Here is a 13,779-nt window from a genome sequence, read left to right as displayed (position 1 = left end):
CTGAAAATATTATCTTCCCAGAAGGGAATTCAGGTTCGGCGTATTGAGCGGATTTCCCGCTGCCTGCTGCAGAACCTTCTGCCATTGTGCGTGCGAAGCCTCATAACGCAAACGGGCCTTTTCAACGTCGATCTTCGGATTGCTCTTGGCCCGGGACTGGGCGTTGAAATATTCCTGCTGGGCGCTCTTGGCTGCTTCCTGTGCCTGCTGGAGCAGTGCCTGGCTGTTCTGCTGCGCACGCACAGCTGCCAGTTTCGACACGGTTCCCGACAGGCGTTCGGCTTCGGTCTGGCCATCCTTGTTGTAGAAACCCTTGATCAGACTGCGGGCTTCATCATTATCGACGGCAAGATCACCCTTCAGCCAGCGCAGACCCCAGGATGTGCGGGTCGTTGCGTTCTGCAGGAAGGCTGCGGCCATATCCGTGTCGAGACCATAGGTCTGCTGGATCTCGCCGATCTTCTTGGCGATTTCCGACGGCGGATAATCTTCCTTGGAACCAAGGGTTTCCGAGACCTTATTCGCAGCATCGATGCGGGAAATGCCACGATCAGGACGCTTGACCAGTGTCTCCATCAGATTGGCATTGCCAAACATGTTATCTGCAGCCAGACGGTCATTGAATATCGAGGTCTGGTTGGCAAGTGAGACACCGGCATCGAGACGAGCCTGGTTGGCATCAGCGGAATTCAGGTCGCTGGTTGCCTGCACTGCCCGGCTGATTGCATCGCTGGCCATGGATCCAGGATCACCGAAAGCCTGTGCGACACGGTTATTGGCTGTGCTGCCGACAGATCCACCGACATCACCAAACAGGGCTGACTTGTCGCCATTCTCATAGGCTGTAATGGCTGCTGACAGTTCCTGATCGGAAGCCTTCTTGAAGCCTTCCCACTGACCCCGAATGGCATCCATCTTGCCAGCCATCGTCTTGGGTCCGGCCAGAGCCTTGTCAGCAATATGCGAGGCAACTGCGATCTGGACCTGCGGGGTAAAGACCGTATCACGGGAAAGACCCATTTCCTTGGCAGCGCTCTGCAAGGTCGAGTTGACGATCTGAAACTTGCCCATCGGCGTGGCAATGCGAGGATCCTGACCCTGACGAGCCAATTCCTCACGGACCCATGGACCGTACTGGTTGGCGAACTGATCAAGCTGGCCGATCGACATCGTCGAGACATCGGTTCCGGCAAAGGCGCCACCAGAACGCTGGGAATGACCGAACAATGTGTCGTAGCGACCAGCACCTTCATATTTGTCGACAAGACCCTGACGACCACCACGCTGCTGTTCGATACGCTGATCCATAATGAACTGGTTCGGATCGACACCGGGTCCGAAGAGCGATTCACCGCGGGACTTGATCTGATCAAGAACCAGGGATTTCACATCCGGATTGGCGCTGGATTCACGGACTGCACGAGCGGCATCCTCAGAACCATTCGAGCTCTGCAGGACCGAGGCAAACAGTGTCTTGGCCTCATCCCGATTGGCTCGGGAAACCTGCTGATCCCCCCATTGCTGAAACGCATCATTGACAGCAAGACCAGTTGTCGTGGTCTTCAGGCTGCCATCGATCATGCTCATCACATCCTGTGGGTTCATGCCTGCAGCCGAAAGGACATTGGAGCTCTGCTGCATCAGCTGTGCTGCCTTGGCCCGGGCCTCGTCAGTCCCCTGCGCATAGAGAGAACGGATCTGGTTCACGGCATTGACAGCTGCCGGACGGGCTGCTTCGTAGCCCTGCACACGATTGTTATTCCAGGAGGTCTGGTCATTGGCAATTGAGCGGGACTGATCTTCCAAAAGCGCACCCCGACGTTCCATCGCATAGCGGACAGCATCCGGATTGACATTGCTTCCGGCAGTCACGGCACCCGATGCAAGGGCGGCATCGAGATCACCCTGGTTCGAGTAGCGGGCAATCTGGTTCAGGTAATCTGTGGTAGCAGCATCACCACGGGTGCGCTGCATATCCGCAACGGCACCGCTGAGGCCCTTCAGGCTGTTACCGATCAGGGAAGCAGCCAGTTGCTGGGACTGTGAGACCCCGGCAAAGTCTGGAGCTTCAACGTTGCGCCAAGTCAACTGAGCCATGCTGAAAATCCTTAAAATATTATCTAGATAATCTGAAATAGATTATCGTTTAAATCTGGCGTTCCTGCAAACGGTTCTTGTCGATATAGCTTTGCGCTTCTTCCGCCGACTGGCCTTCCGTGAATGCACGGGAACGGGACCGATCTTCGAGAGCGGTATTGTAGCTCTGGATCTGGTTCGCCAGATTGGCATTGGCAAATGCCTTCGAGGTCTTGAACTGTTCCTTGGCAAGCTTGTTGGCTTCCCATGCCTGCCACAGCGAACCAATGGTGCTGAGACCCTGCAGAGCCACGTTGAGCGTGCCCATATTGAAACCAAGACCGGATCCGGTTCCTGCCGTACCCGGTGCTCCGGCGACACCGCCACCTGTACCGACACCGCTGGTTGCGACATTGCGCAAACCATTCCAGTTATCGAGTCCGGTCGAGAGTGGATTGACAGCAGGTGCTGAAACTTCGGGAGCAGACTGCATATAGGAACCAACAGGATTGGACGCACCAAGGTTCAATCCGGTTGTATCGGCGCCATAGCCAAAAATTGAATCGTAAAGAGCCATTGTCGTCACCTATTAATCAAGTAAATGCATCTGGTAATTTCAAAGAGTATTTAACAAAATCATAGAGCAGATCCTGGCTCATCTGGGCCACATCACTGCCGGTCATCAATGTCCGGGCAAGGAACGTGCTGGAGCTTTCTGCTTTCAGGGAAGTGTCTGGATCCACAAACATGAAGGGATTAATCAGACCTTGGCTACCATAACCGAATTCTGCATAATACGCTTCATTTATTTTCTTCAGCTCCTCGTCGGCCCGTTCCTGCAGATCCTGCATTTTCTGCGCGTAACCCATCGTATCTGCATTGATTGCACCAGCTATGCCCTTGCCGACCGAATTGGTCAGGGCAAGGATCCGGTCTGCACGTAAGAGATCACCCCAGTTGAAACTGGCAAGGCCACCGGTCGAGATCGATGAAATGGAGCCAACGACGAAACCGATCAGCGCGCCGATGATCTGACCGAGGATACCGAGATCGGCAACGACCTTCTCCAGGATGGTCGAGATGACAAGTGCGGCGAGCGCATTGGCAACAGAACCGACGATCGCAGCTGTCAGCCCGGAGAAACCGAAGGCTGTGCCGATTGTCATGTTGGCTCCCAGAATGCCGATACCGGCGCCACCGGTAAAGATCACCGACACAATGGCGAGAACGATCACAAACAGAATCTTGAAGATGCCTGTCTGATACCATTTCTGTTTGTGGATCTCGTAGCAGTTGAAGACAACGAACACACAGGCCGTTGCCATCTGGGTTGAATTGATCAGCGGCGTATCGGTCCATGTCTGGTAATGCAGCGGAATGATGAAGCCGGATTCATCGACATCCTCCAGTGCCTTTTTGGCGCTGATGATCTGGGAATCCATCTTGTAAACGTAGTTTCGCTGGATCAGCCCGACGACATCGAGATAGGTGTAGGTGTTGGCGGTGACCTGTTGCCAGACACGGATCTTCTCGTATTTGTCCGAGCGATCCATGGTGTTCTCGAACTTGGCCGACAGGATCGTTACCGTCACATCATCCGTGCCGGTAAATTCGAGCCAGACGTCACCAGGCTTTGCATCCGCCTTGCCAAGACCAGTGCCATTGACTTCGGTGATGAACTTCCACTGGATCCGCACATCATACTGTGTGTCGAGATTGCTCTGGCCCTTGATCCTGAGTTCATTGTCAGGAAGGGTCGGATACACCGGCTTCGGTGGTTCCTCGCCGACATGCTCATGACCATCCCGGGTCCAGAACCATTCCCACCACGCATCGGCGATCGGCTTCTGGTCAAGAACTGCCTGCTTGTAATCAGCATAGACGTTCGGACCACCGATCTGCGATGCCTGCAACTTCTTCAGGAAGGTGTAGATATAGCGACGGCAAGCATTCTCCACGACATTGAGTGACACACCGAAAACAACATAGGTGTTGTCGATATCGTCCAGACTTTCATTGTCCGCGATATCCTCAATGATCTTGGTGAGCTTCGAGCCAGTCGCTTTTTTATATGCCTTCTTGGTCTGTGCGAACACTTCCGGATGGTTGGTCTCCGACAGGAACTCGTTTGTCAACGGCGGAGTAAAAACCGGCCACGGGGCGGAGCAAAAGTCGGCCACTGCGGCGCCGGCCTGAGACCGCCGGGAGGGCTTAAGCCCGAGCGGGGGTCTCGGGCCGGCGTAGCGATTTTTCGGGAGGTTTTCAGCCTGCCTTTCGGGCGCGGCTTTGGGCGAGACGATAGCTGTCGCCGTTCATCTCGAGGATGTTGACATGGTGGGTGATGCGATCGAGCAGGGCACCAGTTAGACGCTCGGACCCCAGGGTTTCCGTCCATTCATCGAAAGGCAGATTGCTGGTGATCAGAGTAGCGCCGCGCTCGTAGCGTTGCGAGATCAGCTCGAACAGCAACTCCGCACCGGTCTTCGACAGCGGCACAAAGCCCAGCTCGTCGATGATGAGCAGCTTGTAGGCTGCCATCTGCTTCTGGAACCGAAGCAGACGCCGCTCATCACGCGCCTCCATCATCTCACTGACCAGGGCGGCGGCCGTCGTGAAGCCGACGGACAAGCCTTTCTGGCATGCGGCCAGGCCGAGGCCGAGAGCCACATGCGTCTTACCCGTGCCGCTGGGGCCCAGGGCGATGACGTTCTCGCGGCGCTCGATCCATTCGCATCGGGCCAGTTCCAGCACCTGCATCTTGTTCAGCTTAGGTATGGCGGTAAAGTCGAAGCTATCCAAGCTTTTGACGACCGGGAATTTGGCCGCCTTGATCCGGCGTTCGACCTTGCGGCGATCGCGTTCGATCATCTCCCGCTCGGCAAGCCGGAAGAGATATCCGACATGATCGACACCTTCAGTGGCACATAGCCGGGCCAGCTTCTGGTACTCCCGCTGGAAGGTCGGCAGCTTCAGGGTCTTGAGATAATGGGCGAGCAGGATCTCTGGTGCTTCGGTGCTCATGCCGCTTCTCCCGCATCAGACGACAGGAGGCGCATATACGCTTTTACCGAGGTCTTCTCGACCGTCGCCCTTGGCAGGTAGGGATAGATCGCCAGGTCCAATCGCGGCGGCCGGCGCTCGACCCGGCACAGGATCAGATGCTTGACCGCATCGAAGCCGATCGCACCGAGCTGTATCGCCTGCTTCACCGCTGCATGTAGATCGGGAAGGTCGAAGTTTTCCAGGAGACGGAGAACCTGCACATATTCCCGCCGCCCATGCTTGGCCATGCGGCCTTCCATCAGCCGGCGCAGCGTCGCGAACTCCTCCGGCAGGTCCCAGCCCTGGAGTGGCGCTGCCTGATCCAGCGCATTGATCTTCTGCTCGATCAGCGGCAGGTAATGGATGGGATCGAAGACGACGTCTTCGCGTTCCCAGCATCGCGGATGACGCGCGATAATCTCGCCGCGGCAGCCGATTACCACCTCATTGACATAGCCCCGAACCCAGACGTCCTGATGGCCGTAGGCGACCGGCACGGAATAGTCGTTCGTCTTGTAGCGCACCAGCGACTGGGCAGTCACAACAGCGCTGGCCTGATCGCAGGCATCAAACGACGACGCCGGCAAGGGACGCATGGCCGCAAGATCGCGCTGCAGCCGTTCTCCGATCGTCTCGCTCTCGCCCCGCAGCTTGTCGCGCTGGCGTTTGCGGCACTGCTCTTCCAGAAAAGCGTTGAACGCATCCCATGTCGGGAACTGTGGGATCGGTACCATGAAGTTGCGACGGGCATAGCCCACGAGACCCTCGACATTCCCCTTGTCGTTGCCTTTCCCCGGACGACCGTAGCGATCCCGGATCAGATAGTGGGACAGAAAGCCGCTGAACAGCGCTGCCCGCTTGCGTGTGCCGTTCGGCAGGATCTTCGCCACAAGGCAGCGGTCGTTGTCATAGACGATCGACCGCGGTACGGCCCCGAAGAACGCGAACGCATGGATGTGGCCATCGACCCAGGCTTCGGCCACCGCCGCCGGATAGGCCCGCACATAGCACCCGTCGCTATGCGGCAGATCGAGCACAAAGAAGCGCGCCTTCTGCTCCACGCCGCCAATCACGACCGTCGCCTCACCGAAGTCCGCCTGCGCATGGCCGGGCGGATGCGACAGCGGCACGAACACCTCCTGGCGGCGCTGATCACGCTCGCGCATATAATCCTTGATGATCGTGTAGCCGCCGGTGAACCCGCATTCGTCGCGCAGGCGGTCGAACACCCGCTTGGCCGTATGGCGCTGCTTGCGCGGCACCTTCAGGTCTTCATCGAGCCAATGGTCGATCGTCGAAACGAATGCATCCAGCTTCGGACGCCGGATCGGTGATCGCCGCTGATAGCCGGGCGGCGTCGAATAGGCCACCATCTTGGCCACGCTGTCGCGCGATATGTTGAAATGCTTAGCTGCCTGGCGCTTCGTCATTCCTTCTGAAACAGCCAGCCGAACCCTCAGATAAAGTTCCACGGTGTAGATCCCCTGTCCCCCCTGCACTCGTTGCAGAAAGGAAATAGGTGGCCGGATTTTACTCCGCCCGCAGCAGCATTATGCCGCCGCTACCGTGGCCGACTTTTGCACCGCCGCTCTCAACAGGAGCTGATCGCCAACATTCCGAAAGAGAATGGTGATGCTCGTCCTCGTATCCTTGCGTGCTTCGCGCGCTCGGATGCTTATAGAGCCGTAGAGGATGATGCTTGTGTGGGCTGGGTGCTATCTGCAATTCAGGAAAGGGTGAATGAGCAGAATTTACCTAATTGGCGAAAGTTTCGGAAAGTCGTGAAAATGGCGGTCAACATGCTCTCTGCATCAAAGCCGACAGTACATTGAAGAACCATAATACGGTCCCGGCGTTTTAGCGCCGGGGCATTGTCATGAACAGCCCTACGGCTCTCTACAGCCCAATTTGGATAAGAGCGTTCACCTCTGGGCTCGGTGCAGCAGCCGCCGCACAATCAGGCAATCGCCTGTAAGCCCTTGTTGCGGACAACCGTCAACAAGCGGAGCGCCGGGCCGCTCGGCCTCTTAACACCACGCTCCCAATCCGAAACCAGCCCCTTGCTGACGTTGAGATAGCGGGCAAAAACAGGCTGTGAAATACTTTCGCGCTCACGGATCGTGCGAATTTCTTCCGGAGTCAGGGGGGCCACGGTTGTCAGGCAGCCTTCATCAAATTCGCGCATCGTCTTTTTGTCGATCGCTCCGGACTCGTAGAAACCTTCCATCATCTCGTGGACGGCTGCCAATGCCTCACTCTTGTAGGTCTTACTCATCGCATTTCACCTCTAACATACGCCCCGCAGCGATTTCCGCGTCCATCTGTTCATCTGTAAATCCTAGAACCAGCTTCGCGGCCTTTTTCAGATAAGCCTCATCGGCATCATCAAGATTGGCCATGTCGCTCTTGGCAAAGCCAAATGCAAAAACAGCCCTCTGCTGCGTTCGGAAGAAAACCAACGTCCGGAATCCTCCAGACTTTCCCGCACCAGGCCGGGCAAGCCTCTGCTTGATGAGACCAGACCCCAGATCGGCATCGATCTGACCGCGTTCGGCGCGCGCAACAGCCTCACAAAGCATGGCGTCGGAGATTTTCTCCTTTCGAGCAAATTTCTGAAACCAGCCGTTTTTGAAAACTCTCACGCCGTTTCCTTACCCACAAATATATAACGCTGAGCGTTACCCTTCAAGAGCTTCATTCCGCCTCTCTTTTGAGAGCTTCAACTGCTCGCTCAATGGTTTCTGCCAGCGTGATCTCGTGCTGATCCGCATAGTTGTAAATCGCTTCGATAGTTTCCGCGCGAAGGCGAGTCGCGAATTGCTCTGTACGTCCCGTTTTCCGACGCGTTCTGCGCATGGTCCGAATGGAAGGAGCAGCTTCAGAACTGGAAGCCTTGGGTGTTTCTCTAAACCCCGCGGCTCTGGTCGCGGCCTTAACGGCATTGTTATCGACTGGCGGCGCTGGCGTGTTGTCCAGATCCCCGAAATCGAGGGTCGCGCGCTTCTTATCGTCAGTGCTCATGCTCCCTCTCCTCTCAAAGCGTTGATAACAGCCTGGGCAAAATCACGGCTATTTTCCTTGGCACTCTGCAATCCCGAAACGTCGGACGCTTCCAAATCGTGAAGTATTCCACCGAGAGAAAACAGTGCACGGTAAGCGGCGCGATCGACCAGAGTTGCAGGCAAGACCGGTATTGCCGCGTCGGAAAACTGTCGATCGATGTCGCGAGCGGTCCGCTCGCGAATAGCTGGCGGGACGCGTGTAAAGAACACCCTGTAAGGAATATCGCGGTTGGCGACCTTCCGCATCTGGTGAACCAGCTTTACGGACTTAGCGGCCTCCGATGCATCGAGCACAGAGCTTTGGAGCGGGATTAAAACGAGATCCGAGCGGGCAATCGCAAAACCAATTCGGTCGGTCGCCGTGCCTTCCAGGTCAACGATGACAAAATCAGCATTTGCCCGAGCTTCTTCAATGGTATCGATGATGGTCTCAGCGGAATCATCGATCATAAGCCGCACGGTGTCCGGCGTGCTCTTCAGGCGCGCCCAGGCTTCAAGCGGGCGGTTGGGGTCGGCGTCGATCAGGACCACCTTGCGGCCGGCCGCAGCGAACTCGCCGGCGAGCACGACGGCAGACGTTGTTTTGCCGACCCCGCCTTTGCTCGACACGAATGAAATGACTGGCATCACGCATCTCCAAATCTGCTAATTAGCTGAAAGCTAGCAGGTTTGTATTTATAAACAATTTACATGCAGCTTACTATCAGACAATAAAAAGCTAGAAGCTTACAAGCTGCTAAATCATTTTGCACCCAATTTTTCCTCCTCTCTTTTTCAAAAGCCATAGGACATTGGCCGCAGGTGCGAAGCTGCGTTGTTTGATGCTGCAGGTGCCGAGCCGGCCCGCAATAAGCGCGGGCCGGAACCGTCGCAGGACCTCGCAAGAGGTCCGAACGGCGACGTCCGCTTATTCTTTTCTATTATTTATAGAATCAGACAAGGATTCAGTCTGTCTGACGGACTCACGTAGATTGATTGCCTTTCCAAGGCGAGCAAGCGCCTGGCCCAACGGATTATCGCCAACATCGAACAGGGTTCGGGCTTCAATATCGAGCGATACCCGATGCGCCTCGATGTCAGCGGCGCGTTCTGCTTCGGCCTGAACATGATCGTCTGGAAGCGGAGGGGCCACACCCCAACGTCCGAGGAGCTGCCGCGCACGATCTGGTAGGGACATGCGATAGGCATTGCTGGTTTGCTGGACCTGGGGGCCGCGCCCCTCGTTGCCTGTCGGCTGATAGCGCCGCAGCCAGTCCAGGAAGCCATGGGCACGCAGGTTCTTCAACGCCCTCACGATCGCGTCACGCGAGCGCCTGAGCTTCAGCATGAGCGTGTCGATCGACGGCTCCAGCCGACCGGTACGGAAATCAACGAGATTGGCAAACAGCTCCAGCAGCTCGATCGCCACGCCTCCCAAGGGTCCATTGCGAGCACCAGGTTGCCGGCCTGCCAATTCATAGCGTCGTGCCGCCAGCACGATCGTGCGCACGTCCTGTCGGTTGGTCCGTCGCCAGAAGACACCCTCGCATCGGCCGCGCGCACGGCTCTGCCGCCGAACGGGTGTGCGTTCCCGCTCGGCTGGTGCTCTTTCGAGCACCGCCCCAATCTGTTCAAACATGGTCTTTTCCGCCTCCTTTTTCAGGCGGGCACGACTGTGGACAGCGGACAAAGATTCATCGTTCCGACAAGAGACACCTCTTGCAGGTTCTTGAACACTCGACTATCTTGAGGACTAGATTGAGAGGCCTCAAAAGCCGATGTCGTAACTGACCGAAAACCCCTAGCCGTTACCAGCGGCGAGGGGTTTTTTCGTTATGCCCTCATTTCATTTTCGACAAACGCCTTTAAAGCTAATTCAAACACCTGAGCCCGCGATGCCAGCCCGCGTTCTGCCTTGATCTTATCAAGACAGTCCACCAAGTCTGCAGGAAGATCGGTGTTGACATAGATCCGCCCCGCATCACGCAAACGCTGGCGATGGGCCGCCACTTTTTCTCTGACTGGTTTCGCTGTGCTCATCGTTACAAGAAACTGCGATTCGGACTGATTCTGCAAGGTGCAAATCTGCAGTGGTGGCCTTTAGCAGTCGCTCACTCAAAAAGGGAAGGGTGGGGGAGAGTTTGAGAGGCGGGGCGCGGGCGCCTCTCAACTGGTTTGGGCCGGGTCGATCCCGGCTTGAACCAGCTCACGCGACCCATATTTGCTTATAAACAGATTACAATCTGCTATCTTTTTTCTTGCAGAAACCCGACGCAAGCGCCGGGTTCCATTCTTTTTTGAGACAAACGGGCTACATTCCCGCTTATGACTACCCAGCAGCCATAGCCTGCTGGCCGTCCTGGTTCTGCTGTTCATCATCAACGTTCGAGCGCAGCGGGCCGGGGAGCCATGCCTTTCCGGCAAGGGCCTTTTCCGCCAGCGCCACGGCCTCGGCTTTCGGGGCCTTGGCCGCCGCCTTGATCGCGGCTTTCCCGCAATCGGCATCCTCCATGACTTCGGCAATCTGAGCTTTGGACAGCCGGGACAGGAACGGAGCCTGCGCCTCCCAATGGCTGTTCATGTCGAGTTTCAGGGCAGCGGCCAGTTGATCGGCATGGGCGAGGTGGTCGCGGTCGTGATCGTGCTTGGCCTCGACGGCATTGATATTGGCGGCGGTGATGACGGCCAGAAGTTCCAGAAGCTCATGCGGTGGCTGTTCCAGCAGCCATTCCCACAGGTCACCGGGATCGCCGGGGAGCTTGTAGCCCCATGTCTCGTGAATGCGGGTCCATTCGGTCAGCGCCGCGCACGCCTCCGGCTCCTTGATCGACGGGGCCAGATCCTTGAACTGGCCGGTGATCTCAATGGCTGCACCAACTCGCCAATAGCCGTTCCCGGTCAGGAAGGTTTTCAGGACCAAGGGGTAGAGCATGACGGCAAGGGCGAGGTTCGGGCGCGTCACCAGCTCGTTGCGCATGGCGGCGGTGCGGATCGCGGTCAACTCCTCAATGAGCGCCGCCGAATAGGTCACTGCCTGCTCTGCCTCGCCACCGTCATCACCATGACCAGCGGTAAGGCCATGGATGTTCCCGGCGCTGGCGGCTTCGCCGCTCTCTGTGACCTCCTCGGCCTGCTCTGCGGACTGCGGATTACGCAAGCAACGCAGCGCCGCCAGATCGTCAGGCCGGACAAGCCCCTGCTCGATCCGCAGGGTTCCACCATTGCCAATGGTTACGATGCATCCGGCCAGCGCCTTTTCCCCGGTATCGTAGACCTTGGCAGCGTTGCAGATTGCGTCCATGCGGCTTTCAATCTCCGCAAGCTCGGCCTCGTCGGCATCAATTGCCGGATCGCCTTCGGCATAGTCCTCGATGCGGCCCGCAATCTCATCGAAGCGCTCGGCCAAGGTGGAAAGCTCGGACTGTTCGACCTTGGTCGGAACGTTGTCCTTGGGGAAGATACGGGCGAAACCGCCATTGTGGATGGCTGAAGCCTCGAGTCCTGCGTCCACCCATTTCCACCCCTTGATTTTGAGGGTATCGGCCTCCTGTTCAAGCTGTCTGTTCGCTAGCGTCACCAAAAGAGCGCGATCCGTCAGGAACGTGGTGTCGGCCTCGGCAAACAGATCGCGCATGATCGCACCGCCGGCGGCCTCGTAAGCCTCGATCCCGACGAACAAGGCGAGCTTGTCGGTGCTGCGGACATGATCGCGGGTCAGCATGGCACGGAGTGAATAGGGGTCGCGGTTCCATGATTGCGTTTCGAACCATGCCCGATCCTGCGCGGCGTGGTCGTCACTGATCGCCAGCGCCTTGGCCTGATCGATGCGGATTTTATCCTCGCGCAGCTCGTCGAGGATGCGCGGGGAGAGATTGGCGAGCTTGAGCCTCTGGCGCACGGTGGCGACGGATTGGCCGAACCGGGCGGCAATGCTTTCCGGGGTCATGCCGTCCTCGACAAGCTGGCGATAGGCCAGAATCTCATCCACGATGTGCATGGCCTCGCGCTGCGTGTTCTCGGCAAGGGAAATCTCGGTGTCGCTGTCGTCACCGGAACGAATGTTGCAGGTGATGAGCGTGCTCTTGTCCAGTCGGCCTTCCTTGACCAGAAGGGTGAGGGCGGCAAGGCGGCGCGAACCGGCGACGACCTCGTATTTGTTGCCGCGCTTCGCCTTCCGGACAGTGAGGTTCTGGATCAGGCCATGCGCCTCGATGCTGTCAGCCAGTTCCCCAACATTGACGGCGGCATTGAAGCGCCGAACGTTGGCAGGGCTTGGAACAAGGCGGGAAAGCGGAATTTCCTTGGCGTCCGATGACAGATAGGTGATGCCGGGGGCGTTGTCCTCGATCTCGGCGGCGACGGCTTCAACGGCGGTTTCGGATACAGTGATAGCGTTCATGGGAGTGGTCCTCATGTTGATGTAATCGGAAAATGTCAGTGGGGGAGGGGAGCGGCCGTCAGGCGTAGCCGGTCCAGTTGATGGGGCGTCCATCCCAGAGGAAGGCAGTTCGCACATTGTCGATGCGCACGGATTTGGAGCGTCCGTTGACACGGCGACGCATGGGCTTGCCGGTGAAGGCGTCGAGGTGGGGAACGACCTTGCCGGTCATCCACGGCTCATCGCCCTTGTCGGCGGAAATCTGGCTGACGGCGCAAACCTCAACCATGTGAGCGCCGATGATCTTGGTCACCTGATAGAAGTCGATATTGGTCTGCTCGTAGCCCCATGAGGCGTAGAGAACGTGGCCGACTTCGAAACCATGGGGCTTCTTGCGCTCGTCGCGGCGTTCCTGTTTCCATTCGGCCCAGCGCCGCCGCCCTTCGAAATGCTCCCTGATCTTGCGTTCGCGGGCCTCGGCGCTGGCAAAGCTGTGGTGCCAATCGGGCTTTGCGGCCTTGCCGTGGAAGGCGATGGCGGCGGGTCTGCCCTTGGCGCTGGTGTATATGTAAACAAGGCCGTCACCCGCCTTGTCGGCGATCTTCACGGAGCCTTTCGGGATATAGAAATCGCGTGAGGGGGCGAAACGCATCATTCAGCGTCCTCCCATTCGTCGGCATAGACGGCGGCCGAGCCGATCCCGGCGACCTGACGGGCGCATGTGCCGCCGCAAATGCCGTTCTCATAGGCCGGGAAATACCGGTCATAGGCGGCATCAAAATCCGGCAGCTCACCGCTGAGCCGGGCCAGTTCGCCCGCAAAGCTGAAAAACCATGCCTCGAAAGTAGGTTCGCACATTCCCTTCTCCTTTCTTTCCTTGGACTGCGAAGCAGGACCTCGTCCTGCTTCCCGGGGCCGCGCGAGCGGTGGGATGGAGGGGGAAAATAGCCTTCGCGGGGAACCGGCTGCACGGAACGCAGCGCAAGCGCAGTGGAGGAAGCTGGGCGGAAGGCTATTTTGGGGGCGAGAAGGGCAAGGCCCTCGGTTCCCCCATCAGACAAACGAACTCGCGCAATCGCGCGTCATCTCCCGGCAAGCATGCCGGTAGCACGAAGGATCGTTACCGCTTGTCGGCGGAAACCCGGAACGGGGTTCCGTGGAGCTGCGGCACAGCCGCGGCGGAATAGAGCCTGGTCGCGGAGAGACGTGCCCATGAGTTTTTCAGGGATGCCAAATTGAAGA

At 57.7% G+C, this 13,779-nt stretch carries 14 protein-coding genes; all 14 read right to left on the bottom strand.

Features of this window, described 5'->3' with window-relative positions; translation table 11 throughout:
- Window positions 1-9: 9 nt before the first annotated feature.
- The 14 genes from FG152_RS21825 to FG152_RS21760 all read right to left on the bottom strand — a co-directional run bounded on the left by FG152_RS21825 (window position 10) and on the right by FG152_RS21760 (window position 13,395).
- Entirely contained in the window at window positions 10-2,097 is a 2,088-nt protein-coding gene (locus FG152_RS21825) for a hypothetical protein (protein ID WP_498988357.1), read from the bottom strand.
- Window positions 2,098-2,146: 49 nt separating this feature from the next.
- The gene (locus FG152_RS21820; protein ID WP_498988355.1) at window positions 2,147-2,653 is read right to left on the bottom strand and encodes a hypothetical protein; all 507 of its coding nucleotides are present in this window, start codon (window positions 2,651-2,653) and stop codon (window positions 2,147-2,149) included.
- A gap of 16 nt (window positions 2,654-2,669) precedes the next feature.
- Window positions 2,670-4,211: a hypothetical protein gene (locus FG152_RS21815; RefSeq protein ID WP_498988352.1), complete on the bottom strand. Its 1,542-nt coding sequence runs from the start codon at window positions 4,209-4,211 to the stop codon at window positions 2,670-2,672.
- Window positions 4,212-4,338: 127 nt separating this feature from the next.
- Window positions 4,339-5,097, bottom strand: coding sequence for an IS21-like element helper ATPase IstB (istB, locus tag FG152_RS21810; RefSeq protein WP_133037269.1), 759 nt, complete (start codon window positions 5,095-5,097; stop codon window positions 4,339-4,341).
- On the bottom strand, window positions 5,094-6,590 hold the full coding sequence (gene istA / locus FG152_RS21805) for an IS21 family transposase (RefSeq protein WP_130517439.1): 1,497 nt from the start codon (window positions 6,588-6,590) through the stop codon (window positions 5,094-5,096). Before istA ends, istB begins: the two co-directional genes overlap by 4 nt.
- 485 nt (window positions 6,591-7,075) lie before the next feature.
- Window positions 7,076-7,393: a helix-turn-helix domain-containing protein gene (locus FG152_RS21800; RefSeq protein ID WP_097143449.1), complete on the bottom strand. Its 318-nt coding sequence runs from the start codon at window positions 7,391-7,393 to the stop codon at window positions 7,076-7,078.
- Window positions 7,386-7,760, bottom strand: coding sequence for a type II toxin-antitoxin system RelE/ParE family toxin (locus FG152_RS21795; RefSeq protein WP_097143448.1), 375 nt, complete (start codon window positions 7,758-7,760; stop codon window positions 7,386-7,388). Before FG152_RS21795 ends, FG152_RS21800 begins: the two co-directional genes overlap by 8 nt.
- Window positions 7,761-7,812: 52 nt before the next feature.
- A complete protein-coding gene (locus tag FG152_RS21790; RefSeq protein WP_142846524.1) occupies window positions 7,813-8,139 on the bottom strand; it encodes a stability/partitioning determinant in 327 nt (108 codons plus the stop codon).
- Window positions 8,136-8,807, bottom strand: coding sequence for an AAA family ATPase (locus FG152_RS21785; RefSeq protein WP_142846523.1), 672 nt, complete (start codon window positions 8,805-8,807; stop codon window positions 8,136-8,138). Before FG152_RS21785 ends, FG152_RS21790 begins: the two co-directional genes overlap by 4 nt.
- A gap of 280 nt (window positions 8,808-9,087) precedes the next feature.
- The gene (locus tag FG152_RS21780) at window positions 9,088-9,798 is read right to left on the bottom strand and encodes a helix-turn-helix domain-containing protein (RefSeq protein ID WP_142846522.1); all 711 of its coding nucleotides are present in this window, start codon (window positions 9,796-9,798) and stop codon (window positions 9,088-9,090) included.
- 194 nt (window positions 9,799-9,992) lie between these two features.
- Window positions 9,993-10,235, bottom strand: a complete 243-nt coding sequence (locus tag FG152_RS21775) for a hypothetical protein (protein ID WP_136543779.1) — start codon at window positions 10,233-10,235, stop codon at window positions 9,993-9,995.
- A 253-nt stretch (window positions 10,236-10,488) separates the two neighbouring features.
- Entirely contained in the window at window positions 10,489-12,558 is a 2,070-nt protein-coding gene (locus FG152_RS21770) for a ParB/RepB/Spo0J family partition protein (protein ID WP_498988345.1), read from the bottom strand.
- A gap of 58 nt (window positions 12,559-12,616) precedes the next feature.
- Window positions 12,617-13,192 carry a hypothetical protein gene (locus FG152_RS21765; RefSeq protein ID WP_137136510.1) on the bottom strand — a complete coding sequence of 192 codons (576 nt, stop codon included), beginning with the start codon at window positions 13,190-13,192 and terminating at the stop codon, window positions 12,617-12,619.
- The gene (locus FG152_RS21760; protein ID WP_498988342.1) at window positions 13,189-13,395 is read right to left on the bottom strand and encodes a hypothetical protein; all 207 of its coding nucleotides are present in this window, start codon (window positions 13,393-13,395) and stop codon (window positions 13,189-13,191) included. Before FG152_RS21760 ends, FG152_RS21765 begins: the two co-directional genes overlap by 4 nt.
- Between the last annotated feature and the right edge of the window lie 384 nt (window positions 13,396-13,779).

This window comes from Ochrobactrum sp. XJ1 (assembly GCF_024701725.1).
GTDB classification, from domain to species: Bacteria; Pseudomonadota; Alphaproteobacteria; order Rhizobiales; family Rhizobiaceae; genus Brucella; species Brucella anthropi.
Note: the sequence above shows the minus strand (reverse complement) of the source record. Positions and strands in the feature narration are given on the sequence as shown.